This window comes from Mesorhizobium sp. SARCC-RB16n, from assembly GCF_008520305.1.
Classification (GTDB): domain Bacteria; phylum Pseudomonadota; class Alphaproteobacteria; order Rhizobiales; family Rhizobiaceae; genus Mesorhizobium.
In genome coordinates this window covers 17,221-42,320 of the sequence record NZ_ML703300.1, presented here as the reverse complement: position 1 = coordinate 42,320, position 25,100 = coordinate 17,221, and the positions used below count along the sequence as shown (strand labels likewise).

Annotated in this window: 24 protein-coding genes and 1 pseudogene; 7 read left to right on the top strand and 18 right to left on the bottom strand. The window is 60.2% G+C overall.

Annotated features, from left to right (window positions below):
• Nucleotides 1-113: 113 nt before the first annotated feature.
• Nucleotides 114-2,708 (bottom strand): putative bifunctional diguanylate cyclase/phosphodiesterase, encoded by a 2,595-nt coding sequence (locus tag C7I87_RS32135; protein ID WP_149907985.1) that lies wholly within the window; start codon nt 2,706-2,708, stop codon nt 114-116.
• A gap of 299 nt (nt 2,709-3,007) precedes the next feature.
• Here C7I87_RS32135 and C7I87_RS32130 point away from each other — a divergent pair.
• Nucleotides 3,008-3,408 (top strand): annotated as a pseudogene (locus C7I87_RS32130) (SMC-Scp complex subunit ScpB); the annotation flags it as partial.
• A 164-nt stretch (nt 3,409-3,572) separates the two neighbouring features.
• Nucleotides 3,573-3,665, top strand: coding sequence for a helix-turn-helix domain-containing protein (locus C7I87_RS36895; RefSeq protein WP_246696489.1), 93 nt, complete (start codon nt 3,573-3,575; stop codon nt 3,663-3,665).
• Nucleotides 3,666-3,695: 30 nt separating this feature from the next.
• Here the strand turns inward: C7I87_RS36895 and C7I87_RS36555 are convergent, their stop codons facing one another.
• The 4 genes from C7I87_RS36555 to C7I87_RS35455 form a co-directional block, all read right to left on the bottom strand.
• Nucleotides 3,696-3,830, bottom strand: coding sequence for a hypothetical protein (locus tag C7I87_RS36555; protein WP_281409077.1), 135 nt, complete (start codon nt 3,828-3,830; stop codon nt 3,696-3,698).
• Between the two features lie 126 nt (nt 3,831-3,956).
• On the bottom strand, nt 3,957-4,907 hold the full coding sequence (locus tag C7I87_RS35460; RefSeq protein WP_188394079.1) for a S8/S53 family peptidase: 951 nt from the start codon (nt 4,905-4,907) through the stop codon (nt 3,957-3,959).
• A 65-nt stretch (nt 4,908-4,972) separates the two neighbouring features.
• The gene (locus C7I87_RS32115; RefSeq protein ID WP_149907984.1) at nt 4,973-5,551 is read right to left on the bottom strand and encodes a hypothetical protein; all 579 of its coding nucleotides are present in this window, start codon (nt 5,549-5,551) and stop codon (nt 4,973-4,975) included.
• On the bottom strand, nt 5,548-5,703 hold the full coding sequence (locus tag C7I87_RS35455; RefSeq protein ID WP_188394078.1) for a hypothetical protein: 156 nt from the start codon (nt 5,701-5,703) through the stop codon (nt 5,548-5,550). Before C7I87_RS35455 ends, C7I87_RS32115 begins: the two co-directional genes overlap by 4 nt.
• Nucleotides 5,704-6,646: 943 nt before the next feature.
• On the opposite strand from C7I87_RS35455, the gene C7I87_RS32110 reads away from it, so the two are divergent.
• The 5 genes from C7I87_RS32110 to C7I87_RS32090 all read left to right on the top strand — a co-directional run bounded on the left by C7I87_RS32110 (nt 6,647) and on the right by C7I87_RS32090 (nt 13,856).
• Nucleotides 6,647-6,895, top strand: a complete 249-nt coding sequence (locus C7I87_RS32110; protein ID WP_149907983.1) for a DUF680 domain-containing protein — start codon at nt 6,647-6,649, stop codon at nt 6,893-6,895.
• A gap of 357 nt (nt 6,896-7,252) precedes the next feature.
• Nucleotides 7,253-8,512, top strand: coding sequence for an efflux RND transporter periplasmic adaptor subunit (locus tag C7I87_RS32105; protein ID WP_149907982.1), 1,260 nt, complete (start codon nt 7,253-7,255; stop codon nt 8,510-8,512).
• A 100-nt stretch (nt 8,513-8,612) separates the two neighbouring features.
• Complete coding sequence (locus C7I87_RS32100) at nt 8,613-11,729, top strand: efflux RND transporter permease subunit (RefSeq protein ID WP_149907981.1); 3,117 nt, start codon at nt 8,613-8,615, stop codon at nt 11,727-11,729.
• An 80-nt stretch (nt 11,730-11,809) separates the two neighbouring features.
• Nucleotides 11,810-12,487, top strand: a complete 678-nt coding sequence (locus C7I87_RS32095) for a response regulator transcription factor (protein WP_210250680.1) — start codon at nt 11,810-11,812, stop codon at nt 12,485-12,487.
• Nucleotides 12,474-13,856 carry a sensor histidine kinase gene (locus C7I87_RS32090; RefSeq protein ID WP_149907979.1) on the top strand — a complete coding sequence of 461 codons (1,383 nt, stop codon included), beginning with the start codon at nt 12,474-12,476 and terminating at the stop codon, nt 13,854-13,856. The genes C7I87_RS32095 and C7I87_RS32090 overlap by 14 nt, the downstream gene beginning before the upstream one ends.
• A gap of 121 nt (nt 13,857-13,977) precedes the next feature.
• Here the strand turns inward: C7I87_RS32090 and C7I87_RS36890 are convergent, their stop codons facing one another.
• The 13 genes from C7I87_RS36890 to phnF form a co-directional block, all read right to left on the bottom strand.
• On the bottom strand, nt 13,978-14,469 hold the full coding sequence (locus C7I87_RS36890; RefSeq protein WP_373424809.1) for a GNAT family N-acetyltransferase: 492 nt from the start codon (nt 14,467-14,469) through the stop codon (nt 13,978-13,980).
• Nucleotides 14,456-15,346 (bottom strand): phosphotransferase, encoded by an 891-nt coding sequence (locus C7I87_RS32080; protein ID WP_149907977.1) that lies wholly within the window; start codon nt 15,344-15,346, stop codon nt 14,456-14,458. Before C7I87_RS32080 ends, C7I87_RS36890 begins: the two co-directional genes overlap by 14 nt.
• A gap of 1 nt (nt 15,347) precedes the next feature.
• Complete coding sequence (locus C7I87_RS32075) at nt 15,348-15,602, bottom strand: hypothetical protein (protein WP_149907976.1); 255 nt, start codon at nt 15,600-15,602, stop codon at nt 15,348-15,350.
• Between the two features lie 658 nt (nt 15,603-16,260).
• The gene (locus tag C7I87_RS32070) at nt 16,261-16,539 is read right to left on the bottom strand and encodes a DNA -binding domain-containing protein (protein ID WP_149907975.1); all 279 of its coding nucleotides are present in this window, start codon (nt 16,537-16,539) and stop codon (nt 16,261-16,263) included.
• A gap of 776 nt (nt 16,540-17,315) precedes the next feature.
• Entirely contained in the window at nt 17,316-17,756 is a 441-nt protein-coding gene (locus C7I87_RS32065; RefSeq protein WP_149907974.1) for a Ros/MucR family transcriptional regulator, read from the bottom strand.
• Between the two features lie 499 nt (nt 17,757-18,255).
• Complete coding sequence (phnL, locus tag C7I87_RS32060) at nt 18,256-19,020, bottom strand: phosphonate C-P lyase system protein PhnL (protein WP_149907973.1); 765 nt, start codon at nt 19,018-19,020, stop codon at nt 18,256-18,258.
• 44 nt (nt 19,021-19,064) lie between these two features.
• Complete coding sequence (locus C7I87_RS32055) at nt 19,065-20,264, bottom strand: alpha-D-ribose 1-methylphosphonate 5-triphosphate diphosphatase (RefSeq protein ID WP_149907972.1); 1,200 nt, start codon at nt 20,262-20,264, stop codon at nt 19,065-19,067.
• Nucleotides 20,265-21,065, bottom strand: coding sequence for a phosphonate C-P lyase system protein PhnK (phnK, locus tag C7I87_RS32050; protein ID WP_149907971.1), 801 nt, complete (start codon nt 21,063-21,065; stop codon nt 20,265-20,267).
• Complete coding sequence (locus C7I87_RS32045) at nt 21,062-22,006, bottom strand: alpha-D-ribose 1-methylphosphonate 5-phosphate C-P-lyase PhnJ (RefSeq protein ID WP_149907970.1); 945 nt, start codon at nt 22,004-22,006, stop codon at nt 21,062-21,064. Before C7I87_RS32045 ends, phnK begins: the two co-directional genes overlap by 4 nt.
• On the bottom strand, nt 22,003-23,109 hold the full coding sequence (locus tag C7I87_RS32040; RefSeq protein WP_149907969.1) for a carbon-phosphorus lyase complex subunit: 1,107 nt from the start codon (nt 23,107-23,109) through the stop codon (nt 22,003-22,005). Before C7I87_RS32040 ends, C7I87_RS32045 begins: the two co-directional genes overlap by 4 nt.
• Entirely contained in the window at nt 23,110-23,709 is a 600-nt protein-coding gene (gene phnH, locus C7I87_RS32035) for a phosphonate C-P lyase system protein PhnH (RefSeq protein WP_246696488.1), read from the bottom strand.
• Entirely contained in the window at nt 23,709-24,164 is a 456-nt protein-coding gene (gene phnG, locus C7I87_RS32030; RefSeq protein ID WP_281409079.1) for a phosphonate C-P lyase system protein PhnG, read from the bottom strand. Before phnG ends, phnH begins: the two co-directional genes overlap by 1 nt.
• A gap of 191 nt (nt 24,165-24,355) precedes the next feature.
• Nucleotides 24,356-25,057: a phosphonate metabolism transcriptional regulator PhnF gene (phnF, locus tag C7I87_RS32025; RefSeq protein ID WP_149907966.1), complete on the bottom strand. Its 702-nt coding sequence runs from the start codon at nt 25,055-25,057 to the stop codon at nt 24,356-24,358.
• Nucleotides 25,058-25,100 lie beyond the last annotated feature (43 nt).

Sequence of the window (25,100 nt, the reverse complement as noted above, 5' to 3'; positions counted from 1 at the left end):
CGCCCGGCGGGACCTTCGCCGAAATCCCTCGACGTGGCCCAAATCAGCTCCCGCAGAATGGTTCAATCGCATCGCAACTTGCTCTGGACGCCGGCGCTCCCTGCCGTTTCCGGTCACGGCCGGTTCAGTCGAGAAACTGGACCCTGTGCCTTCAGCGCAGGTCGGCAATCCCGTCGCGCGCCGCGCGCCGTCTCTTCGAAATACGCGCCGATGATGGCGGCGACACTCTCGCTGGCAACCGGCGGGCTGAACAGGAAGCCCTGCAACTCGCCGCATTTTTCGGCGCGCAATGCCTCCAGCTGCGCGACCGTTTCCACCCCTTCGGCCGTGGTATCGATGCCCAGGCTGGCGCCGAGGCCGATGACAGCACGGACAATGGCAAGCGACTCTGGACACCGGCTGATCTCGCGGACGAACGACCGGTCGATCTTGAGGCGGTTGAACGGAAACTGCCTGAGGTAGCTCAGGCTGGAGTAGCCGGTGCCAAAATCGTCGAGTGCGATGCGCACGCCGAGCGAGCGAAGCTGCTTGAGAATGGCTAGGTTGTTGCTGCTGGCCGACAGCAGCACCGATTCGGTGATCTCGATCTCCAGCTGGTGCGGCTGCAGCCCACTGCCGGCCAGGGCCAGTCCGACCGTTCCGACGAGGTCCCCTTTGCGGAACTGCACGGGCGAGACGTTGACGGACAGCACCAGCTCGGGCGGCCAGGTTGCCGCCTCCCGGCATGCCACCGCAAGCACCCAGCGGCCGAGCTCGTCGAGTATGCCGGTTTCTTCCGCGATCGGGATGAAATCCGCGGGCGATACCATGCCCCGGCGCGGATTGTGCCAGCGCAGCAGGGCCTCGAACCCGCGCAGCTTTCCGGTTTGCGTCCGGATGATGGGCTGGTAATGCAACTCGAACTCACGGTCGATTTCGGCGCCGCGCAGCTCTGTCTCCAGGGAACGCCGCTCGCGCTGGCGCATGTCCATCCCGGCTTCGAACCAGCGGAAGGTACCCTTGTCCGATTGCTTCGCTCGATAAAGGGCAAGATCGGCGCATTTCAGTAGGCTATCGGTGTCGGCGGCGTCGTCCGGGACTAGCGCTGCGCCGATACTCGCACCAATCGCTATCTCGGCGCCGTCGACCTTCCGTATAGCGGTGAGATCGCGGATGATGCGCTGGCCGAGCTTCTCGACATCGGAGCGGCATTCGACCGCCGGCATCAGGATCGCGAATTCGTCGCCACCGAGCCTGGCCACCAAGTCGGTCTTGCGCACCAGTTCTCTCAGCCGGGCGCTCACCTCTACGAGGAGTGCGTCGCCTGCCGCGTGTCCGAGAGTGTCGTTGACCGTCTTGAAATTGTCGAGGTCGATCAGCACCACGCCGAACCGCCGTCCGTTCTGCTCGAGGTTGTCGGCCGCCCGCTCCAGCTCGCGCGTGAAAACTGTTCGATTGGCCACTCCCGTCAGCGGATCATGGTGAGCGAGGTAAGTGATATGGGCTTCGGCGCGCTTGCGCTCAGTGATGTCGACGATTGTCGATAGTATCGCCACCTGGTGGTCTACGAGGGTCTCGCTTGTGTACTCGATCACATCGAGCTCGCGGCCGTCGGCGGTGCGGTGCCGGAGCACCAGCTCGCGACCGTCCCTCTCGCTGTTGGTGGTGCCACCCACGCGGATTTCGGCAAGGCTGCGATCCAGGAAGCCGCCGCGACTGTAGCCGTAGAGGCGCAACGCCGCTTCGTTGACGTTGAGAAAGATGCCGGTCGACTGGCTGCGCACGAACATCGGCACCGGATTGTCGTCGAAAAGAGAGCGGAACAGGGTCTCGCGCGCCTTCAGGTCGCGAATGTCGGTCAGTGTGACCGCCAGCACGCCGCCGGCGATGTCGACGCCGACCTGCAGAGCGACCTTCTGCTCTCCCAGCCGGTAGGCGAGCTCGAAGCTCGATATGCGCCCCCCGGAACCCGCGCGCAGCAGCTCCTGTGGTATCTCGCTTATGCCGACCTTGGCCAGCGCGTCCGAGAACCGGGTGAACTGGAGGCCGTCGATGGTCGATCCGAGGAAGCCCGCCGCAGCCTCGTTGATGCTCAGGATGTAGAAGTCAGACGTTGCGCCATGCCCATGTTCGATCGGGCTCAGCCCGATGATGCCTTCCTGAGTGGAGTTGATGAGCAGACTGGCAAGGTCGACCTGGCTCGCGCGCGGGCGAAGGAATAGAAGGAAGTATTCGCCCGGCCAGCGGCACGACAACGGCAGTGCGACGATCTCGATCGTGGAAACCTTGCCGTCGACGACCCAGTGGCAAACCGAGAGCCGCGGCTCGCCTGCTGAGCAGGCCTTGTCGATGGCGGAGCCGGTCGCGAGATTGAAGGCATATGGCAGTTGCTCAAGGCTGCGCGCGGACTCTGCAATGCCCACGATCGCGCGGAAGCGCTGGCCGCAACGCAACAGGGAAGTTGGCTCGGTGCCCAAACGACGGACCACTGCGATCTCATCCGAGAAGCGGCCGACGCCGCCCAACGCGATCTCTTCATAGGGCGGCAGCGCGGCTGCGCCGCAGGCGGATTGCCAGCGGCGCAGGATGAGCCTCACGTCGTCGAACTCCGTTTGGGCCGCTACGCTCTCCCCTGCAACGTCGACCGTGCCGAGGTTCGTATGATCCAGCCCGTCCATCGAGTCGGCAGCCACCTTCTGCAGGGAAACGTTTCTGGGAGCTGCAATCATGGTCGCGTCTCGCCTGTTCTGCTGCGGGTCCAATCGGGTCGAAGGGGAAGAACCTCCGCCGGCTAGCAAGCAGTCTGAGGGTAGCGCAGCTCCGGATCGGCCGGAGCACCCGCATTCTAGGCGAGCCCGTGCCCCAACTCGTCGCGGAACCTATGGCGAGGACCCTTAACATTCGACTAAATGAAGCGTCATGATCCTGTTACATCGAGTGCCTCGTAGAGACGGTTGTTTCGACTGCCTGCTCGTCGACCTCTCGCACTGGCCTGATCATCGTCGGCGCGCACGTCAAAGGCACGGCCGCGGGGCAGGGGACGAAAGAGCTGTCGCAGGCGGAGGCTCTCGTGCTGATGTGCATCACCTATTTCCAGCCGATCACCCGTGGTGAGCTGTCTTCCTTTTTCGGCAAGGAGGTGTCGCGCGACCTGATCGGTGTGCTGCGCGCTGAGCAGCTGATCGCCTCGGGGCCACGCAGTCCGCAGCCGGGCGCGCCCTACACCTATGTGACGACCAAAACCTTCTTGTCGCAGTTCGGGCTCGACACGCTGCGTCAGCTGCCGGATTTCGAGGCGCTTGAGGACGCGCCGGGCTGCTGTCGAAGGAGAAGCTGCTGGCAGGCGATATCCCAACCGGGCTGGCGGGCGGGGAGGGCAATTGCGAGAAAGAGGCAGAGGACGATGTGATTGAGGACCCACTGTCCTGAATGGTCGTTGCCGCATTGCACCCCTCAACCACAGCCGCCAAGTATGGCCACGAGTTCTGCGGCAGGCGAAGATCGGGGTCATCGGCCGCAACATGATTGCCTTCGAGAAGGTTGCGCTGTCATGACCACTGGTGTCGACCGGCACGGTCCAGTAGGCGCTGAAAGTGTCGGGACAGGGCGCGCTCGATCTGGTCGGCGCGGTCAGCCAGCGCGAGATGACGGGCCGGGGAAATTTCCGGGCGTGGGGGCTCATTTAGGCTCAGAAAAAAGAAGAGCGCAATCGTACGCTAGAGGCGAAAATGGTTGGGGTTGCCATTGCCGCTCTGTTGCCAGCTATCGGCGTAAATGGACAGAGCGTCGCAGTCGTCGCGTTCTTGTTCGACCATCCCAATACTCCTTTCGATGAAGTCGGTGGTACGCATCGGGTTCCGCCCGGAAGCCGTCCGCGATGAAGTCGAAGCCAGCCCTTGGCTGCGAATGCTACGAGGCGATTTCTTGCGGCGCGCAACGCCTCGTAGCAATTTCAGGTCGGCGATCCACCCACTCTTTTATCTGATCGAAATCGGCGCCAGCGCCCTCGAGAGGCTGGCCTCGCCGCGGCCGTAAGTCTCCGGCTTATAGTTGACGAGCGTGTCAGTCCTGGCTGTGTCCAGCAACAGATTTGTGATCTGGGTCGGTGTCGCTGTTGTGAATTTGCTGCCAAGGATGGCGGCATAGCCCGAAATCACCGCCGTCCCGAAAGATGTTCCTCGTAGGCTGGTTTTATCATCTTCGACACCGACAGTCAGGAACTGGCTCTGCAGGTCCGGATTGGAACCGGGGTAATTCGAATAGGAGGCCAGCTTAGCCTTGTTCCCGGGAGTGCCATTGTGGTCGAGCGCACCTACAAAAACTGTTGTTGGCATCCCCACCAGCTCGAGAGCTAGGAAGTCCATTTCTTCCCCCTTCGGGGTCCCGATCGGGATGCCGTCGTTGTCGGCAGCTTTCGCGATGAAGGCAGTACCCTCCCGGGCCACGTCGACAATCGACCGATCAACCGGATCCGAATTTACTGGATGCATACCGCCGTAGCTCAAATTGAGAACATTCAGGCCATTCTGCAGGTTGACCGGGATATCGTTCTCATAGTCATGCTCGAACATCTTTGCCCCAGGGGCCACCATGCGGGCCGTGTCGGCCATCCAATTCCCGTGTAACTGGCTCTTTCGGCCAAGGCCGAGATCCGCTTCCATTTCGTCATTGGAGGTGAAGTCATCTACGATTGTCACCGACACACCGGAACCGGTGTAGCCTGATGCCCAAGCCTGGCCAATATCCGGGCTCATCCAACAAAAGGTGCCGTCGGCGTTTTGTGGGCAGCCCGAGCTACTGCCCCCCGCAAGCTCTGCGGCGGTGCCCCCATCGCTGAGGTCACCTGCAAAACCACTTTGTGCCGTCAGGCAGAGGAAGAGCCCCAGTCCGGCAACGAGCGCTACCGGCAACGATTGTATCTTGCGCATATCAATCTTCCTGTCTGGATTTGTTGTTCATTGGCAAAATGTCCCGCCCATGCCGTTCACCATCATCAGAACTGTTGCATGAACCGGAGTTCGAGGTTCAGTCGGCTTGGGTGGAGGTTTGATAGAAGTTTCAATGTGCGCGCAGGCTGGAGTTGTGAAGCCGCAAGGCGGCAATTCACCGCTTGGACGCCGCCAATCGCGCCATAGTCAGCCGTGCAAGGTTGTTCCGTCAGGTTCCCGCCCAAGATGGATCTGACGGTGAGAGAAAGCGTCGTGGACGGTCTCGGCCGCTTTCGCACAACAAAGCCGAGTTCCACACTTGGGGCGATGCGGACCTTTTCGGCACGCTGACCCGTGCTCGCGCCCCACAGCAGACCGAAATCGTCCGACAACTGCGTCAACATTTCAAATCGCATGTCGATCCAGCTGCTATGGAACCACTTATCGAAGGGCACCCAGGTGCCGTCCGACAGCTGGTAACCGCCCTGGCCTAGGCGCCGGACGGCTTCGGTGAGCTCTGAACCCTGATGGATGCCGACAAGGCTGGTCTCCTGCCCGCTCGCAGTCGTCGCGCTGACCAACATTGCTATGACGAAGAAGATGGAACCGCCGCCAACCGAATACACAGCTGCTACGCGCGTCATTGCAGCCGGCAGCCAAACTCCGGTCGATCGACAGGATCCCGGTAGTCCTTTGAGAAGTCGTCAAACTCTCCAAGCGCCTCAACTGCAAATGCCAGGTCGCCAAGCGGCGACGCAATCATTCTCAGTGAAACCACTTTTCTCCAGTCCTTCATTTGTCAGCGCTGCCTTTTCGCCCATCTCTTGAATGGCGCCCTGCCCGCAGGGAGGAAGTAGCGGGCAGGGCGTGCCGCCCATGGCCCGGTTGGATCGGGCTACAGCACAGCGGCGGCAGAAACTGATTAGGAGACCTTCCTGACGACAGACTGACGTCAACGTCTGGTGCGTGAAATATGGTGGCTCGCGGCTGGGCCCCATTGGCTGGCGGCACTTCTAGGGTCTCTTTCGTTTTTTGGTGTCTTCGCACCGATCATCGAGCGGCCGATGTTTCGCGGCCTTTCAATTGAGGTCTCCCCGGGTTCATGCCTCGGTCACGTGGTCAGCGCGGCGGCTGCCAACGTGATGCTGGTCCAGAGCGGCAACCGAAGTGCCAATCTGAATAACTGCTCTAATGGATCGTTTGGCTATCAAGCGAAGTGACGATTTGACCCCTCCTATTGCCTCGGCTCGCCGGCGGCGAAGGCGCTGATCTAGAGCCGGATGATCTTGGGATCCGGGGAGAGGCTCGAGACCCTGGTGCCGGCACCAGCGGCAAAAGTGCCGCCAGTCCTTCGGGTGGGCGTTGCGAGCGGCTTCATAAACCGCCGAGCCACACCACCTGATGGAACAGGACCTGGAGTGGTCGGGACACAACCGAACTTCGATCTTTTGAACTATAAATAATTGTATAAGGTAACGCGTTCTAACAGGACTGGGTGAATGCCGGCTTGGCTCCGGCACAAGAACAGTCGTCTAATCTCCTGATAACATTCAGGAAAGTTGTCGCCCTCGCAGTCCAGTGCGAAATTTCAAGGGCCGGACTCGTGGCGCGGACTGAACATCTTTGTGATTGGAAGCAGCCGCTAGGTAAAACCACTTCGGGGTGGTCCGAGCGACGCAAACTCCTCCCAAGGGTACGCCACTTGACGGACGAAACCATGAAGTACCGGAGTAATTGAAATGAAAAAGATCGCACTCACCGCGGCCGCCATCCTCATTGCCACGGGCACCGCGTTTGCCGGCTCAGACCACTACGGCTCCAACAACGCCAACCAGCCGACTGCCCCGATTGGCAATGTCGACAACACGTTTACGGGCTCCATCCAGAAGTCGGATAGGGCGTCGGATGCGGGGAGGGATGCAGCTCAGCGTAGTGACCTCACGATCAATGCGCCGGCCCAGTCCGGCCAGGGAATCTGGGGTCGTTAATCTAACCTCGCAGTACATAGAGTGGCGGGCTTGGCCCGCCGCTCTTGCTTTTTGCGCATTGCTGGTATCGGCGACCGACTCTTGCGTAGATCCTTCAGCCTGAGGCGACCCTGCGGCGATGCGCTACCGGTGCTGCAAGGCGTCGGAGAATTCAGCGAGAGCCCCCGCCACATCCGCAGGTTCCGCGAGGGCAGACGTTGGGCTTCCAACCCTGTCGCCAGTCTACATTCGCGTCGAACGCACCTGGCCGCACCGCCCCCCATTCTTAACAGGGATTTTAATAGCGGAGCCGGCTCTTCGGCGTAATGCTGCAGTGCAACAAGACAGTGCCAACGCGGTTTCGACCAGGAGAGCTCAATGAGCGAACAGCTTTCAGACAAGCAGCAGGAGCCGATGGAGCCGGAGCCCGTTCCTGCGGCGCGGCCTCGCCGCTCGCGTTTCTTCCGCCTGTTGCTGGCCATCGCCCTATGTAGCGGTGGCGCTTACGCTGCCTATACCTATGTCGGCGCGCGTCCTTCGGCGGCGGCAGTCCCCCCTGCGGCACCGACGCCCCCCACACCGGTCAACGCGGCTCAGGCACAGTTGGGAAACGTTCCAATCCGGGTCACCGGGCTCGGAACGGTCCAGCCCTTCAACAGCGTGACGGTCAAGCCTCGTGTCAGCGGGCAGATCAAAGACATCGTGTTCACGGAAGGCCAGACGGTGCATGCCAACGACGTGCTTGCGCATCTGGACCCGAGCGCCCTAGTCGGCCCCCTGCATCAGGCCGAGGCCAATCTGGCCAAGGATCAGGCTCTGCTCGCCAATACCCAGGCCGATCTGCAACGCATTTCGCAACTGGCACAGAAGGGCTTCGCGTCCAGCCAGACCCTCGAGACGCAGAAGGCGCAGATCGCCCAGACCGAGGCCATGATCCTGGTGGACAAGGCCGCCATCGAAAGCGCGCAGACCCAGCTCGATTATGCCACGATCTCCTCACCGATCGATGGCGTGGCCGGTATCCGGATGATCGATGAGGGCAACATGATCACCCCGAGCGATCCCGGGATCGTCACCATCAACCAGCTCGAGCCGATCTCGGTCGTCTTTACGGTTCCGTCAGAAGCCATTGGCGACTGGCCGGTCGGAGCGCCGGCCTCCGCGGTCGCCATCACCGCCTTGGCGGCAAACGATGACAGACCGCTCGGCTCGGGAACGTTGAGCCTCGTAGACAATCACATCGATCCGGCAACGGCGACCATCAGATTGAAGGCGACTTTCCCGAACAAGGATCATCAGTTGAAGCCGGGCCAATTCGTCAAGGCTCTGTTTCAGAGCGCGCTCCTGTCCCAGGCGACCTCCGTTCCCTCTACCGCCGTTCAACAATCGACCAATGGCACCTATGTTTATCTGATCAAGCCTGGAGACTCGACGCTGGTTCAGCAGCCGGTGAAGGTCAAGCGAGTAGCTGGTGACGTCACCGTCATCGCATCGGGCTTGAGCGCCGGCGATACGGTGGTGACCGACGGGCAATACAGCCTGAAGCCAGGGATGAAGGTGTCGGCGCTGTCCGACAGCGCCGTATCGCAAAACGCCGCGGCTCCGCCCGCGATCGTGGCGACCAGCCAGACCCCATGAAGCAGCACGGCCAATCCGCTGCGCGCAATCCTACTGCAGCCGGTTGGGCGGCGCCTGGATCCAGGCCGATCAATGCGCTTATCGAGCGAAGGACCGCAAGTTGAACATCTCCAGCATCTTCGTCCAGCGACCCGTGGCAACCGGATTGCTGACCCTTGGCATCGTGCTCGTCGGCCTGGTCGCCTACATGCTGCTACCCATCTCCTCGCTGCCGCAGGTCGACTTCCCCACCGTCTCAGTGCAGGCCACGTTGCCCGGTGCCAATGCCGAAACCATGGCGAGCACGGTCGCGAGCCCGCTCGAGCAGCAATTCTCGACCATCCCCGGCATGGCCCAGATGACCTCCACGAGCACCCTGGGCAACTCGAACCTGACGCTGCAGTTCGATCTCAGCCGCAATATCGACAGCGCGGCTCAGGATGTTCAGACGGCGATCACGGCGGCCAGCGGCTCGCTGCCCAAAACCATGCAGAGTCCGCCCACCTACCACAAGATCAATCCGGCGCTGTTCACCGTCATCTCCATCGTGATGCAGTCGGACACGATTCCGCTGCCGTTGGTCATGGACGCCGCGGCCAATACGGTCGCCCAGACCTTGTCGCAAATCCCGGGCGCCGGCTTTGTCGACATGCCTGGCTCCTCGAAATCCGCCATGCGAATCCAGGTCGATCCGACCAAGCTCGCGGCTCTCGGCATGAGTCTCGAAGATGTTCGCTCAGCGCTGACGCTGGCTACTACCAACGGCCCGAAGGGCACGCTTGACGGCGCGCAACGCTCAGTAACCCTGGACGCCAACGACCAGCTCCTGACGGCCGGCAACGTCAATTCGGCAATCATCGCGTACCGCAATGGATCTCCCCTACGCATCAGCGACATCGGCAGCGCAATAAACAGCGTTGAAAACACAACGCTGGGCGCCTGGTACAACAACCAGAAGGCCGTGCTGATCGACGTGCATCTGCAAGCAGGCGCCAACGCCGTCGATGTCGTCAAGGGTGTGAGGGACGCGCTGCCCGGACTGCGATCGCGGCTGCCGCCTTCGGTCAGTATCGCCACGGTGGGTGATTCCACGGTCGCCGTTCGTACCGCCGTTGCCGACGTTCAATTCACGCTCATGATCACGATCGGGCTGGTCGTTCTCACCATTTTCGTCTTTTTGAAGAGTTTCAGCGCGACCGTGATTCCGGCCGTCACCATTCCTGTGTCCCTGATCGGCACCTTCGGCGTGATGTACATGCTGGGCTATACGCTCGACAACATCTCGCTGATGGGACTGACCATCGCCGTCGGCTTCGTCGTCGACGACGCTATCGTCGTGATCGAGAACATCGTCCGGCATGTCGAGAATGGCCTATCGCCATTGCAGGCCACCTTGAAGGGGGCGAGCGAGATCGGCTTCACGGTCGTTTCCATGACGGTCTCGCTGATCGCGGTCTTCATCCCGCTGCTGCTGATGAGCGGCATGGTCGGCCGGCTGTTCCGTGAGTTCTCGGTCACGGTCGCCGTGGCGCTGATCATCTCGGCTGTCGTTTCGCTTACCCTGACACCGATGATGTGCGCCTTGATGATCAAGGGCCACGAAAAGGAGGCCAGACCCAACCGGCTGTCCCGGCTGCTAGAGCGCGGCTTCGACGTTATTCAGCAGGGTTATAGCCGTTCGCTGCACGTCGCGGTCGGACATCCAAGACTTGTCCTGCTCTGCTTCTTGGCGACCTTGGCCCTGACGGCGCAACTGTTCCTCGCAATTCCGAAGGGGTTCTTCCCGCAGCAGGATCTCGGATTGATTTCCGGATCGACACAGGCCGCGCAGGACATCTCCTTTCAGGCCATGGCAGCCAAGCAGCAGCAGGTGGTCGATCTTATCCTGAAGGATCCCGCCATCGAGACTGTCCGGTCGACCCTCGGCGGGTCGGGGCGCATGAACTCCGGCAACCTGCAGATCGCCCTCAAGCCGTTTTCCCAACGGTCGCTCTCTGCCGATCAGGTGATCTCGCGCCTTCGCAAGGAAACGGCGGGGGTGTCCGGCATCAGCGTGGCGATGCAGGCGGTGCAGGGCATCAACGTCGGCGGACGCAGTTCCCAGACGCAGTTCCAGTACACCCTGCAGGACCCCAATCTGCCTGAGCTGTACAAATGGGCGGACACAATGACCGCCGAGCTGCGCAAGCTGCCTCAGGTCCGTGACGTTGCCAACGATCTGCAATCAGCGGCGCCGCACGCCGACATCGTCATCGACCGCGATACGGCGTCCCGCCTCGGCGTCACCCCTCAGGCCATAGACGACACGCTTTATGATGCGTTCGGTCAGCGTCAGATCGCGACCATCTTCACCCAACTCGACCAGCACAAGATCATCATGGAAGTCGATCCCCAATACCGGGTCGATGCCGGTGCGCTGGATGCTCTCTATGTCGGCAACAATGTGGCAAAGCAAATCCCGCTCAGCACCTTTGCCAAGGTGGGTGCTTCCGTGGCGCCTCTGGCGATCAATCACCAGGGCTTGTACCCCTCGGTTACGCTGAGCTTCAATCTCGCGCCGAATGTTGCCCTCGGGGACGCCGTGACCGCCGTCGACGCCATGCAGGCGCGGCTTGGCATGCCGGCAACGGTGCAGACAGGCTTCCAGGGTACGGCGCAGGCGTTCCAAGCTTCGCTGGGGACGCAGCCAATGCTGATCGCGGCCGCATTGATTGCCGTCTACATCGTCCTTGGCGTGCTCTATGAGAGCGTGATCCACCCGCTCACCATTCTGTCGACGTTGCCCTCGGCAGGTGTCGGCGCGCTTGCCGCGCTCATGGTCCTGGGAGGTCAGCTCGACGTCATGGGGCTCGTTGGCATCATCCTTCTCATCGGCATCGTCAAGAAGAACGCGATCATGATGATCGACTTCGCGGTGTCGGCCGAGCGTCAAAGAGGTTTGTCGCCGAAGGAAGCCATCATCGAGGCTTGCATCCTGCGGTTCCGCCCGATCACCATGACCACGCTCTGCGCCTTGCTCGGCGCTCTGCCGCTTGCCTTGGGCACGGGCGTTGGCTCGGAACTGAGGCGCCCGCTCGGCATCGCCATTGTCGGCGGACTCTGTGTCTCCCAGATGCTGACCCTCTACACCACGCCTATCATCTATCTCTATATGCAACAGTTTGCCGGATTGATAACAGCCGTCAAACAGCGGATGATCGGACATCGGCCGGCCGATCCCCCTGTGCTGGCGCAATAGCGGTGTGCCGGCCATGCTCGCTCCCGCCCCGAACGAGTGCGGCTGCGCCAGACGCCAGCCAGGAAAGAGGACCCGCTGCGGTGATGAAGGTCCTTGTCGTCGAAGACGATGCGGAGACAGCAGAAGAGATCGTCGACGAGTTCAGTGCAGCTGGATTTGACGTTGTGCGCGCGGCGAGCGGCCCCGATGGGTTGGCCAAGGCTCAAACCCAGGTCTTTGACGTCATTACGCTCGATCGCCTCCTGCCCGGCCTTGACGGTCTGAGCCTGCTCGAAATCTTGCGCGGGGGCGGCGTGGATACGCCGGTTCTTGTCCTCAGCGCGCTGTCCAGTGTCGATGAACGCATCAGAGGATTGAGGGCAGGAGGAGACGACTACCTCGTGAAGCCATTCTCTCCGGCGGAACTGCGGACGCGCGTCGAAGTTCTGGCGCGCCGATCTCCCGATCCGCGCCTGACGATCCTTCGACTCCACGATCTGGAACTCGACCTTCTGACGCGCACGGTGCGACGCGGCTCGCGCGAAGTCGATCTCGTGCCGCGCGAGATCAAGCTGCTTGAATACATGCTTCGTCATGCAAACCAGGTCGTCACCCGGGCCATGCTGTTCGAGCAGGTCTGGCACTATCGCTTCGACCCGGGAACCAACCTCGTCGACGTTCACCTCGGTCGCCTGCGCCGCAAGATCGATCAGCCGGGTGAAGTGCCATTGATCCATACGGTCCGCGGCCGGGGATTCGTCCTTCGTGCACAAAATTAGGATTTTGGAGACGGCAAGCTTCCGCCGTACCATCGGGGCAGCGGCGATCCTGGCTGTTGCGCTCTTGTCGATGGCCGGCTTCCTCTACCGGGAGACCGTCGGCTACCTCACACGCCAGATCGACGATGCCCTGATCGCCGATGCCCGCTCCTTTGCCAACAGCGATCCGGCCTCGCTTCCGGCCCGCATCCAGAAGGCATTGGCCGACGACCGGCGCCGGGAAAAGGCGTTCGGGATCTTCGCCATCGATCGCACACGCCTGGCCGGCAATATGGCGGCGTTGCCGCCAATATTGCCGGGCCTCGACAATCCGCAAACTTTGACGCTTTCCCTCAACGATGGGGAAGGCTCAACTTCCGAGCACGTGCGTATCGTCTCAACCAGTCTCAAGAACGGCAACCTGCTCGTCCTCGGCCACGCGACGGAATCGGTCGACGAGATAAGGGAGATCATCGTGCGGGCCTTGTTGCTCGCAGTGTTCCCGGCATTGGCCATATCGCTGATCGGCGGGGTTGTGATGAGCCAGGCAATGTTGCGGCGCGTCGAAGCCGTGCGCCGCGCCTGCAGTTCCATCATGCAGGGCCATTTCGACCGGCGATTGCCGGTTCACAAGCGTCAGGACGAGTTCGACAAACTGTCGGTGATCGTCAACGCTATGCTCGACGAGATCGAGCGGCTCGTCGGCGACGTGAAAGGGGCAGGGGACGCAATTGCCCACGATCTCAGAACCCCGCTGACGCGCCTGCGCTCGCGCCTCGAGCGCAGCATGCGTGCGATTTCGGACGACGGACCTGTCAAGGAGGCGATGCAGAAGTCCCTGGGCGATATCGACCAGTTGCTCGCGACCATCGCCGCCCTGATGCGCATTGCCGAGGTCGAGCAGAGCCGCCGTCGGGAGAATTTTTCCAAGGTCGATCTTGGCGAGATCGTTACCGCCCTGGCCGAATTCTACCAGCCGATTGCGGAAGAGCGCGGCCTCGACTTCGTCGTCGCCTGTCAACCAGCCGCGCTGGTTGACGCGGATGGCGACCTTCTTTTCGAGGCCTTGGCCAATCTGGTCGACAACGCCGTCAAATTTACGCCGGCGGGCGGGCGGGTCGGACTAGAACTGGTTGCGGCGCCTACAGGATCCATCGTGCGGGTTTGGGATACTGGCTCCGGAATTCCAGCTGAGGAGCGCGGCAACGTGCTTCGCCGCTTCTATCGCCTCGACCCCAGCCGCCAGACGCCCGGAACCGGCCTGGGGCTGAGCCTGGTCTCGGCGATAGCACGGCTGCACCAGTTTCCCTTGAGCCTGCGCGATTCCGACAGCGGCGGTTTGAATGTGGAACTGTTCTGTCAGGTTGACGGAGACGCCGAGGTTGCGTGAGTTTCGGGGTTGTGCGCGTCTGCTGCTCGGATGACTGGAACTTCCTTCAAATAAGCTTTTTGTGTGATTGGCGACGCGATAATGCGAACTGTGCCCGCTTGGTCAGACGGAAATTGATGGCTCACCAATGTGAAACACACATCAAGAACCCCGCCATGCTTTTATGCACACCGCGCTCGGGAAAAAATGGCGCAAGTAGCCGAAGCGATACGAGATTCCTGGAGTGAACGACCGCTTCGCAGCAACCGGGGCCGCGCCGTCCCAGTTCGGAAAACATTTCCCTGAGCAGCGCCGTTCCAATCCCACGACCCCTGGCGTCAGAACGGACGCCGACTTGAAGCTCCCACCTGCCGCTCCTTTTTTGGCAGCAGATCGCGAAGCCCACTACGGCGTCCACATCAGACGCGACTCGGAAAATGAATTTTCGCGAATTTTGCCGTAGTTCACCCAAATTCGCATCGACAGTCGCCGCGACGGTCGCCTTGTCCGGGGAAGTAGGTGCAAATGCGCTGAACGAGTCCGATAGGTATACGTTTTCAAGGCCACGTCTGTCCCCGTTCCGTGGAGATCGAATGGATATACCAGGAGCAGAGAGTTGATCAGCCCCACTCATAGCGGTCAAATCGATCACTCATGACGAAGCTGATCGTATCTCGTGCGTAGTTGATTGCGGCGAGCGTTGTTGCGCGATCTGTGCGGATGAACGCACTTAGAAAATACAGATTATTAATCTCCTTATTTAGATAAGCGCGTTTCAGCTCATTCTGAGTAAAAACGATGTTGTACTCGCTCCGGTATGATCCAACAAAGGAGCGGTATGTGGACGCTGCATCAACGTTAGGTTCAGCAAGAAGGCACCACAGAAACGTGGCTATATCGGACGCCAGGTCGTTCATTCCGGCGAACTCGAAATCGAACAAGATGGCTGTCCCATCGAGGATGATCGAATTGCCGATGCGTGCGTCGCCGTGACATATGCCCGTTGATGGATCTTGGGTCCCCAAATCGATCCCATCGATGGCTTTCGACAGCTCATCGATGACTGGCTGGAAAATGGGCTTTATCAACCGCACACTTTTCGATCCAGAGCGTTTTTCCGGTGTCGCGATATTGGCCCTGTGTAATTTAGCAAGCGATTTCCCAAAGGCGGCGGCGTGGGCCGTACATGGCTCTGCCGGACGGCCCGTGATGGTTCGCGTCAGAAGCGCGTGGTATTCAATTCCATCGATATCAACCGGACCAAGTACCGGCCGACCGCCGATTTCGACAATCTCGCAGCATGGGACGTCTGAAGCGTGAAGATCTTGCACCAGCGCTGTTTCGCGACAAAGATCCGACCTGGAGTGCAACTCCGTCGGACTCAGCCGCATGAAGACGTCCTCATCGTGGACTGAGAGCCGCAAAATCTTGTTGACACCGTCTGACACCAACTCGATGGCGCAGGTATCGGATGCCAGAAGTCGGCTAACTATTGGTTGATAATCGACCACGTCAAAAATTCCATCGAACGAATTTTTCTACTGCATGTATAATGGACAAGATGGGCCCATAGGGGTTTCCTGCGCTGGCCAGATCGCCAACGGTGCGGTCGTTGATTGCGCCACCGCGTACTATCTCCAAATCAACCAGCCGAGCGTTGGGAAAATCATCGAAGATTTTGTCGCGGTTGAGACAAAGCGCTTCGTGTGAAGCCCCTTCAAGGGTCTCTTTCTCATACACACCAAAAATGTCTTTATCGTCGAGCAATTGCTTTACGGCTTGCTGAAGTGCACGCTTTTCGTGTCGCTCATTTGCCGTTGCGGTCAGAAGGCAGCGGCAAGTCTTTCGTCAAAGAGAGGGAATGTCGGCCAAAATCCATAGACCAGCGACGCCTTCCGCAACTTCGATGCGCCGCCACAAGCGAAGAAGCGCTTCGCCGAAATTTTTGCGCGCCCCGGGATCGCCGGCTGATCATTAAGCTTGCGATGGCGGGATCGAACCGAGACCTGAACATGCGCAGCTGCTGGTCGGAATGGCGGAGCCTTTCGATCGCGCCTTAGCCTGGTGAAATTGTGGATCAAGGTTCGGGCGCGACGGCTATGTTGACTGTCTGTTGGCATGGTCTCGGCTGCTTCCAAGTACGGCGGGAGTGTAACTCAAGCAGCTTTTCGATTGTTAGCCACACCTTGCTGCGTGCCGGGGATGTCGGCGCGGTTCAAGCCGCGTCGCGGTTTCCGAGCGGCTGGACGCGCAGCCGCAATGACTTGGCAGCCTTGCGTTTGAATCCTGATCCCTCCCAATGCAATCGAAGGCAAGGCCGGGCGGGGTGAGGCGCGTCTGCCGCGACCATGTGAGGATTTGTTGCCGGGCCTCCGCGTAGTGACCAACGATTTTAAGTTTCCGTAATCGTTCGTCGCCTTGAGGATCAGTGCGGTGCACCGCCCGCAAGAAGGTAGCGATAGCCATTCGCGGTCATCCATCGAGCGCGTGCGAGGTGCGTTTCCCATGCCCTGAATGCTCGCTCAGGCTCCTTCTGAGGATCAATATGCAAGACGATCCTGGCCACCTCGCGCCAGTCAGCATCCTCGGCCGCGGCGTCGAGAAGGCGAATGTAGGTGAGCAGTCGCTCCTCATCGTAGCCTGTGAGGACGGAAGAGGTCGGCGCCTCGTCGGCGACATCGGGATCGAGCAGTGGCTTCAGCATGGTGATCTCGCACGAGCTTACTGGGCGGGTGATGGCTCTGGCAAAACAGTACAACTACCCCTGCAGCCAAGACAACCCCAGATTGGGCGTTAGGGACCAGGCGCAGGCGCCTCCGGCCCGCTCGGGGCCGCTCCGACACACACTCCACGGTTTCGTCAGCCCGAAAGGCGAGCTCCGCAGTGGACGGAGAACGAATTGCTTCAGCGCCGTGCCCAACTGCTACGGAAACCTCATGAGAGCGCGAATTGCCCACAACGAGGATATTCCACGGCTGCTGTTGCAACGCTTTCGGCAGCTCTCTGACGAAGAAGTGGGCCCAGGAAGGATGGGCACGGCTGAAGTGCTCTCCGGAGCGAAGTGAGCATATGGCGGGCAGAATGCTCCAAGGTCAGGTTGCTCACGGCGTCACCAGCTACCACGTTGAAGTTCTATCGCGGTCCCGGCTTTGAAGAGAACAAGTCGGGCCTCCAAATTCGGCGCATTCCACCCTTGGGTCTCGTAGCGCACAACAACCGCGGCTAAGCCACGGTGGCGGCACAAAGAGATTTCTGTTGCCGCGCTTTTGAGTTATGCGCAGGAGGTCTTGCCTCATGCGTGGTCACTTCGCTGCCGCCCATTACATGGCCACGGTCGCAGAGCCGCAGATACTGCACTCCGGCTTAATCACCTCGTCGACGAAAGCAGGACTTTCGCTCGCCTTCATGGACCTATTCGTAGCGGCCATCGCAGGTCACCTCCTCTGTTGACCTGTAGGACAACGGCAGCGCGACGACACCTCAGGCCTTTGCCTTGCGTTTCGCAGCAGGCTTCTTGACCGCAGTCGGCTTCCTTCCCAAACCCAGCGATTTTGCCAGCGCCGATCGGGTTGCCGAGTAATTCGGCGCGACCATCGGATAATCTTTCGCCAACCCCCATTTTGCCCGATATTCAACGGGCGTCATCCCGTGCCGGGTTGCAAGATGACGCTTGAGAGACTTGTATTTCTGGCCGTCTTCAAGGCTAATGATGTAATCCGGGAATACGGATCGCTTGGGATTAACTGCTGGCCTGGGGGCGGGCGCCTCTGTTGGTCTCTGCTGGTCAATATTAGACAGCGCCGAATTCACGCTGGCGATCAAGTCGGGCAGTCCGGACACTGGCACAGCGTTCTTCTGGACATAAGCGGAAACGATCTCCGCAGTAAGTTCGATAAGGTTGTTGGTAGGGCCTTCTGACATCGTGAGATCCTCAATTCAAACCAACACGCTCATATCCTCCAATCTCGGGATATGCAACTAATACGGTCGGCCAGATGTGGACCTGATTCAAACCGAACTGGGCGGAAGCGGATGAAATCGTGTCGCTATAGTGTAAGCATAGGTTCCACAATGACGTCTCTGCGAAAGCGCAGGCATTCTGAACGAAGCCTTTTAGACCAGCCTCTCCAATGCCAAACCAGCTCAACAGGTTCGACATTCTGTTCAGGTTCAAGTCTCACTTCGGCGCACTCTCACAAATTGCTCACTGCGCAATCCATGAAGGCTGCTTGCCCCCGCAAAGGATTGTGTAGACTCACGGACGCGGAAGGCTGGCAATGCTAGCGCTGTGACAATGTCGCGCTATCTGCGGCGCCCTTCGCCAAGGCGCTTTCAGGTGGTATGGAAACTGTAGCGGACAGGCTCGGCTGTCACGGCGATATCGGTTCGATCCGCGGATGATGCTCGCCGATTTGGCCGGTCACACTACTAGCGCTCCGACCGATGTGCCTGTGGCGAACTTCGACGAAGGCACAGCGGGTTCGGCCGACCTTCCAACCTCAAACAAGCGGTCGGCGACGGCGTTGCGCACCTCTTCGTCGTGGAAAATACCGACGATGGCTGTGCGGCGTGATTTGGCCTCGCGGATCAATTCAACCACCGTCTCGCGGTTGGCAGCATCCAAAGAGGCAGTCGGCTCATCAAGAAGCAAGATTGGATAGTCGATGATGAAGCCGCGGGCGATGTTGACACGCTGCTGTTCGCCGCCGGAGAAGGTGGCGGGCGCGAGCGACCAAAGTCGCTCAGGGATGCGCAGTCGCGTGAGCAGGCTCTTGGCGCGTGCCTTGACCTCATCGGCCGGCATCCCCTTGGCGATGGCCGGTTCGGAGACAACGGCGAGAGCCGTGACGCGCGGAATGACACGAAGGAACTGACTGACATAACCGATCGTGCTGCGACGGATTTCGACGACTTCCCATGGCTCAGCCGCCAGTAGATCGACGGTTTCGCCTTGGTGATCCACCAGGATCTGTCCGGCGTCCGGCTTGTAATTGGCATAGAGGGAACGCAATAGCGTCGACTTTCCAGCGCCGGACGGCCCATGCAGGCAGACGCATTCACCAGCTCGCACGGTCAACTCGATGTCTTTGAATACGGGCAGAATGATCCCACCCTGCGTGTGGAGCGTAAAGGCCTTGGTAAGACCGACGGCGCGAAGCGCTTGACGCTCAAGTGCATGTTCCATTGAATTTCCTTTGCGAAGGCATACGAGGAGGAGCTCAGCCGGCGTTAGAACACCCGGGCGCCTTCCTTCCACACGCCGCGCACCAGGGGCACGTCACCGATTTCAACAAAGTGGCAAAGATCGGCTCTTGCTCCGATCTTGATCGCGCCGCGATCGGTAAAGCCTGTGGCCAAGGCGGGGTTCAAGCTAGTTGTGGCAATCGCCTTGGGAAGGCTCATCCCAATCGGGTCCCGCGTGAGCTGGAGGGCCGCATGCAACATGCTCGCTGGGACATAGTCGGATGCAAGAATATCGAGGTGACCAGCGGCCGCCAGCTCACGTGCGCTGATGTTTCCCGAGTGAGAGACCCCGCGCACGACATTCGGTGCTCCCATCAAAATGTGGATGCCGAGAGAATGCGCGGTTTCTGCAGCAGTCCGGGTCGTTGGAAACTCGGAGATTGTCACGCCGGCGCGGTGCGCTTCCCGAACATGCTGAGGCGTCTCGTCGTCATGGCTCGCGATCGGCAATTGCCGTGCACGTGCAATGATCCTCGCTTGATTCTGAGGTCCAATCGTACGGGACGCTTCGATCCATTCCGCCACGCGGCGGTCGGCGTCTTCTTCCGACCAGCCATAGTCTCTGATCTGCATCGCCCGGAAGCGCTCTAACTGAGGCGACTGGCGATGACCAGGCGCGTGGTCCATGACGGATACGAGCTTGACCAGCGGATTGTCGCCGTGCCGTTCGAACGCCGACACCACGCCTTCATCGGTTATTTCACAGCGCAGATGGAGGAAGTGATCCGCGCGTAGGAGGCCAAGTTGTTGAGCGGTCCCGATAGCCTCGACGATCAGAGGCACGATCCGCGTCCTATCGCTCTTTGTTGTGTCATCGCGCGTCATGGAGCCCAATGACAAGGAATCGAAGACCGTTGTGATGCCGGCTGCCGCAACCACTGCGTCGTGGGCCACGACAGCCGAAAGCGGGTTCCAGATCACCCCGACGCGCGGCAACGCGTGCTTTTCGACATTGTCCGTATGAAGATCGACCAGCCCTGGCGACAGGTAACCGCCTTCGAGGTTCATCGCCGTTGGCAGAGAGCTCCGGCCAGCGGACACATCGCGGACCAGACCGTCCCTGATGTGGACAGTTCCCTCAAAGGATTCGTCGGGCAGAACCAATCTGGCGCCTGTCAGCGTCAGTTCTTTCGCTTGGCGTTTTGCAGCCTGGCTGCTCCAGGGAGCATTGTTTTCGAAGAGCATCTAAAGCACCGAGGAAACGAGAAGTTGGGTATAGGGGTGGTGCGGGTCATCCAGGACCTGGTCGGTCAGACCTGTCTCCACGATATTGCCTCGCCGCATGACGATGATCCGGTGGGCCAAAAGCCGGGCGACGGAAAGGTCGTGCGTCACCAGCACGACGGCGACGCCGATGTTCATGACCAGGCCTCGCAGGAGGTCGAGCAAGCGCGCTTGAACGGAAACGTCGAGGCCGCCGGTGGGCTCGTCCATGAAGACGAGGCGTGGCCTGGTCACGAGGATCCTGGCAATCTGCAAGCGTTGCTGCATGCCCCCGGAGAATGTCTTGGGATGATGATCGGTTCGTGAGAGATCGATCTCGACTTGGGTGAGCCAGTCTTGAGCCTCGTTTCGGATGTCGCCATAGTGCCTGGCGCCGAGGCCCATCGGCCGCTCGCCGATGTTGCCGCCGGCACTCACCGCCATCCTGAGACCGTCCCGCGGGTTTTGATGGACGAGGCCCCAGTCCGTCCGCATCAGCCTGCGACGCTCTGGTTCCTTCAGGGTGAGGACGTCCGTCGGCCCTTTGTCCTGCATGGCGTAAACGACAGAGCCCTTGTCAGGCACCATCTGCCCTGAAAGACAATTGAGCAGCGTTGACTTGCCCGATCCTGATTCCCCGACGATCGCAATGATCTCGCCTGGAAAGAGGTCGAAGGAGATATCCTCGCAGCCCAACGTCCTTCCATAGGCCTTCGTCAGGTGGCTGACGGACAAGAGCGGCTGTCGGCGGCCTGGCCGTATTTGTCTTGAGACCGCGTTCATGAGTTCGGCCCTTTTTCGGCTTCCCTCGATGGATGAGCAGGCGAGCCAGAGGTCCCGTCATTCGAACTGGCTTGCTGGCTTTCCTTTCGCGTCGCGCAGTAGTCGGTGTCGGAGCAGACGAACATGCGCTGCCCTTTATCGTCCATCAAGATCTCGTCGAGATAGCTTTCTGTTGCTCCGCAAAGCGAGCAACTTTGGGTCCATCGCTGCACTTTGAATGGATGGTCATCAAAATCGAGACTGCGCACCTGTGTGTACGGCGGGACAGCGTAGATTCGCTTTTCACGGCCGGCGCCGAAAAGCTGGATGGCTGGATTCTTCCCGAGCTTCGGGTTGTCAAACTTGGGGATCGGCGACGGCGACATCAGGTAGCGTTCATTCGTCATGACCGGATAGCTGTTGGTTGTCGCGATATGGCCGAAACGGGAGATGTCTTCGTAGAGCTGAACGCTCATCAGACCGTATTCCCCGTAGGCATGCATCTTGCGCGTCTCGGCTTCCCTCGGCTCCAGCCGCTTCAATGGTTCTGGAGACGGTACCTGATAGATGAGGATCTGCCGTTCCTCGAGAGCCGTTTCGGGCACACGGTGGCGAGTTTGGATGATGGTGGCCGCACTCGTTTGTTCCGTAGTTTCGACGCCGGTAACCTTCTTGAAGAAGCGGCGAATGGACACTGCGTTGGTCGCATCGTCGGCGCCCTGGTCGATCACCTTCAGCCTGTCATCCGGACCGATGATACTGGCCGTCAGTTGGATCCCGCCGGTTCCCCACCCATAGGCGAGCGGCATCTCGCGACTGCCGAACGGAACCTGAAAACCAGGGACAGCCATCGCCTTCAGGATGCACCGCCGGATCATCCGCTTGGACTGCTCATCGAGATAAGCAAAATTGTATGCTGAGCGGCGGCCGCCGCGGGCTGCACCTTCTTGATTGGCGGTCATTCCGCAGCCTCCTTGTCCAGATGGTCGCCACTCTTTTCCCGCCGCAATTGTCGTATGAACTGCAGGTCGGCCTGGAAGTCGACGTAGTGCGGCAGAGTAAGGTGCGAGACGAAGCCAGCCGCTTCCAGATTGTCGGTGTGGGCCAGCACGAACTCCTCGTCCTGGACTGGATAGCGCGCTTCCTCGCCCAACTCCCGGCAGCGCAAGGATCGATCGACGATCGCCATTCCCATGGCCTTGCGCTCGCTCTTTCCAAAGGAGAGGCCGTATCCCCGGGTAAACTGAGCAGGTTGAAGTTCTGAACCGCCAAACAGATCGAGCATCTGGCACTCGGTCACCGTGATGTCTCCGATGGAAACCGCAAAGCCGAGTTCCTCCGGCACAATCTCGACGGCGACATCTCCAACGCGCGTTTCCCCGACATAGGGGTGGGCAGCGCCATAGCCCCGTAGCGCGGAATACGCCAAGCCGACCACGAACCCTTCATCGCCGCGAGCGAGATTCTGCAACCGCTGATCGCGCCCCGCCGGAAGACTGAGCGGCTCTCGTGTCAGATCGAAAACGGCCTGCTGCCCGGCTGGCGCTGTTTCGACTTCGATCAGGCCTTCGTCACGAATGCTGTCGAAAGCTCGACCGACGCCGGATTCAAGCGGCCTGTCCGCGATGTTGGCCTTTGTGTCCTCGCAAGGCGCAGGATCGAGAAGATCGAAGTCAAGGAGCCGATGCGTGTATTCGTAGGTCGAACCAAGCACGTGGCCACCGGGTATGTCCTTGAACGTTGCCGAAACGCGTCGCTGGATGGCCATTTGTGCCGTATCGAGCGTGTTTGAGACGGCGAAGCGCGGCATGGTCGTGCGGTAGGCGCGCAGCAGAAAAATTGCTTCGACGGCATCGCCTTGCGCCTGTTTCAGCGCGAGTGCGGCAAGTTCCCGGTCATAGACGGAGCCCTCGCACATCACCCGGTCGACGGCCAGGCCCATCTGCTCGGCAACCTGACGGACCGTCAGCTCGGGAACAGCAGCGTCTCCGCGGCGTTCTTCCGCAATCAGGCGGTGCGAGTTCAGGATCGCCTGCTCGCCTCCTTTAACGGCAACATAAGCCATCTAAACCTCCACTGAAACGCTGCGGGGAAGGGCGAGCACCGAACTGCCGCAGGTAAAGAGAACATCCACGCCGATTGGATAGAGCTCGTGGTTGGCCTGCCAGTCCTCCCAGAACCAGGAGGGAAGACTTGGGATAGCCAGCGAGATGTCGCTTTGGATACCTGGGCCGCGCAGCCGCACCAGCGGGCCACCGTCAAAAGCCGGGACCTGAATGACAAGCGTTGTCGAGCATTGCGGCTCCAGGTCGGTTCCGAGTGCGAACTGATCTAGGCGCGGCATGCTCGCGGGATTGCCAACGATGGCAAACGAGGATGCTTCTGCACTGGTGACCGTCACGCCGCAGTGGAACGCGAGAAAATCTCGGACCGGCTTCGAATCTGCCACCGGATCAAGCCAGATCGGCGTCTCAAAGTCGGTCAGTGTCAGGCAAACCGCGATGGTCGCGGGATCGAGAGGGCCGATCCGCGTGTTGGCGCGAGAAAGCACTTGGGCCCGTCCGACATATCCAAAGGCATCCAGGATGCATCGAAACGTATGCTGGCTGTCGAAGACGGGATCTCTAAAGCCAGGCTCGATCCCCGCGGTCTCCATGGCGCTCATCAGTCAGGCTCTCTGGCTTGGGACATTGCGAAGAAGTCGACTTTCGTCGAAGCCGCCTTGCGGCTTTTGAGATCACGGCGCAGGGATTGCGCGTGCTCGAATTCGGAGACGACTTTCAAGCTGGCCGAAGCAGTCTCGTCGCCTCGTTGCAACAGCGCATCAAATAGCGCCGCAAGTTCCGCCTGGCGCTGATCGCGACCGAGGGTAAATGCAAACCCCGTCGTGCCGTCGATGAGCTTGAGGGCACAGCGTGTTGTCGTAACCTCGCCGAGATTGAAGGAGGCCTCGGTTTCGCCGGTCCGCCCACGCACAAGAACAAGGCCGCTCTCTGGCGGCCGCAGCCAAATGTAAGCGGGCGCATTTGGCAGATCCAGGTATGCCTGTTCGAGCTCGTCGCGGCTGGCGCGCGCGAGGACCGCCATCCATCGCTGCCTTCGTTCAACTTCGTTTCGCACTGGACGATCACCATTTGTCAGAGACTTCACGCCGCATATTCTGCACGGGGCAGACCGCGAAGACTAGATGTCTAGGTATCTATGAGACGGTTGCGACGGTTTGATGACGGGCGGCTATTTACCCGGTGAATAAACGGCAAGCTGCTCGCTTCACAGCTGCGGCCAACGCGCCCCCCGCGTCAGGGCGCGTCTCAGGTGTCGGCCTCGATCAGGTATTCGTATCTGTCGCTGCGGATGGCGCTGAACGCGTATTTTATCGGCGCGCCGTCAGGCGTGACGTCGACATTGGTCTCATAGAGGACGGGACTGGACGACGATATGCGCAGCAGCTGAGCTTCCTGCTGCGTCGGCCGGCGCGCCGTTATGCGGGTCCACTTGCGCTTGTATTCGGCGATCCCGCAGCGTTTCAAGGCCGCGGTAAAGGAGTTCAACCCTTCGAACGCGGCCGCGAGACCAGGGACCCTGTCGACGGGATGGTAGCTCGATCCGGTCGCCAGAGGCCACTCATTGATGAACGAGATGGATTTCACTTCGGTCACGAGGGCCGACGGGGCGATCTTGAGATGATCTGCAATATCGGGTCCGACGGAGACCTGGGCGATCGACAGGATTTCGCGCTTAACGGATTTGTTCTGGCCAAGCAGTTTGTAGGTGAACCTCGGATCGCGGTCCAATTTGTGCGACACAAAATCCTCCGCAACGAAAGTGCCGACACCATGTTGAACCCGAAGAGCACCTTCGGCTTCCAGCGCCTTGATTGCATTTCGAACGGTATGGCGATTGACACCAAATCGCTCTGCCAAGACGAAGTCGCCTGGTAACCGTCGATCTTCGAATGCACCCGCGTCGATATCGCTGAGAAGGCCCGCGCGAACGATTTCCCAACGCTTCATGACCCACCATTGCCCTTGATGATTCTCATATGATCTACCTCTC

Excerpts from the sequence above, each read along its gene's own strand:
- C7I87_RS32110 (WP_149907983.1), top strand. The coding sequence starts at position 6,647 with ATGAAAAAGATCGCACTCACCGCGGCCGCCATCCTCATTGCCACGGGC.
- C7I87_RS36890 (WP_373424809.1), bottom strand. The coding sequence starts at position 14,469 with ATGAGTGGGGCTGATCAACTCTCTGCTCCTGGTATATCCATTCGATCT.
- C7I87_RS32055 (WP_149907972.1), bottom strand. The coding sequence starts at position 20,264 with ATGCTCTTCGAAAACAATGCTCCCTGGAGCAGCCAGGCTGCAAAACGC.
- C7I87_RS32070 (WP_149907975.1), bottom strand. The coding sequence starts at position 16,539 with ATGCTGAAGCCACTGCTCGATCCCGATGTCGCCGACGAGGCGCCGACC.
- C7I87_RS32040 (WP_149907969.1), bottom strand. The coding sequence starts at position 23,109 with ATGGCTTATGTTGCCGTTAAAGGAGGCGAGCAGGCGATCCTGAACTCG.
- C7I87_RS35460 (WP_188394079.1), bottom strand. The coding sequence starts at position 4,907 with ATGCGCAAGATACAATCGTTGCCGGTAGCGCTCGTTGCCGGACTGGGG.
- phnF (WP_149907966.1), bottom strand. The coding sequence starts at position 25,057 with ATGAAGCGTTGGGAAATCGTTCGCGCGGGCCTTCTCAGCGATATCGAC.
- C7I87_RS35455 (WP_188394078.1), bottom strand. The coding sequence starts at position 5,703 with ATGAAGGACTGGAGAAAAGTGGTTTCACTGAGAATGATTGCGTCGCCG.
- phnK (WP_149907971.1), bottom strand. The coding sequence starts at position 21,065 with ATGAACGCGGTCTCAAGACAAATACGGCCAGGCCGCCGACAGCCGCTC.
- C7I87_RS36555 (WP_281409077.1), bottom strand. The coding sequence starts at position 3,830 with ATGCGTACCACCGACTTCATCGAAAGGAGTATTGGGATGGTCGAACAA.
- phnL (WP_149907973.1), bottom strand. The coding sequence starts at position 19,020 with ATGGAACATGCACTTGAGCGTCAAGCGCTTCGCGCCGTCGGTCTTACC.
- C7I87_RS32045 (WP_149907970.1), bottom strand. The coding sequence starts at position 22,006 with ATGACCGCCAATCAAGAAGGTGCAGCCCGCGGCGGCCGCCGCTCAGCA.
- phnH (WP_246696488.1), bottom strand. The coding sequence starts at position 23,709 with ATGAGCGCCATGGAGACCGCGGGGATCGAGCCTGGCTTTAGAGATCCC.
- C7I87_RS32135 (WP_149907985.1), bottom strand. The coding sequence starts at position 2,708 with ATGATTGCAGCTCCCAGAAACGTTTCCCTGCAGAAGGTGGCTGCCGAC.
- C7I87_RS32115 (WP_149907984.1), bottom strand. The coding sequence starts at position 5,551 with ATGACGCGCGTAGCAGCTGTGTATTCGGTTGGCGGCGGTTCCATCTTC.
- C7I87_RS32105 (WP_149907982.1), top strand. The coding sequence starts at position 7,253 with ATGAGCGAACAGCTTTCAGACAAGCAGCAGGAGCCGATGGAGCCGGAG.
- C7I87_RS32065 (WP_149907974.1), bottom strand. The coding sequence starts at position 17,756 with ATGTCAGAAGGCCCTACCAACAACCTTATCGAACTTACTGCGGAGATC.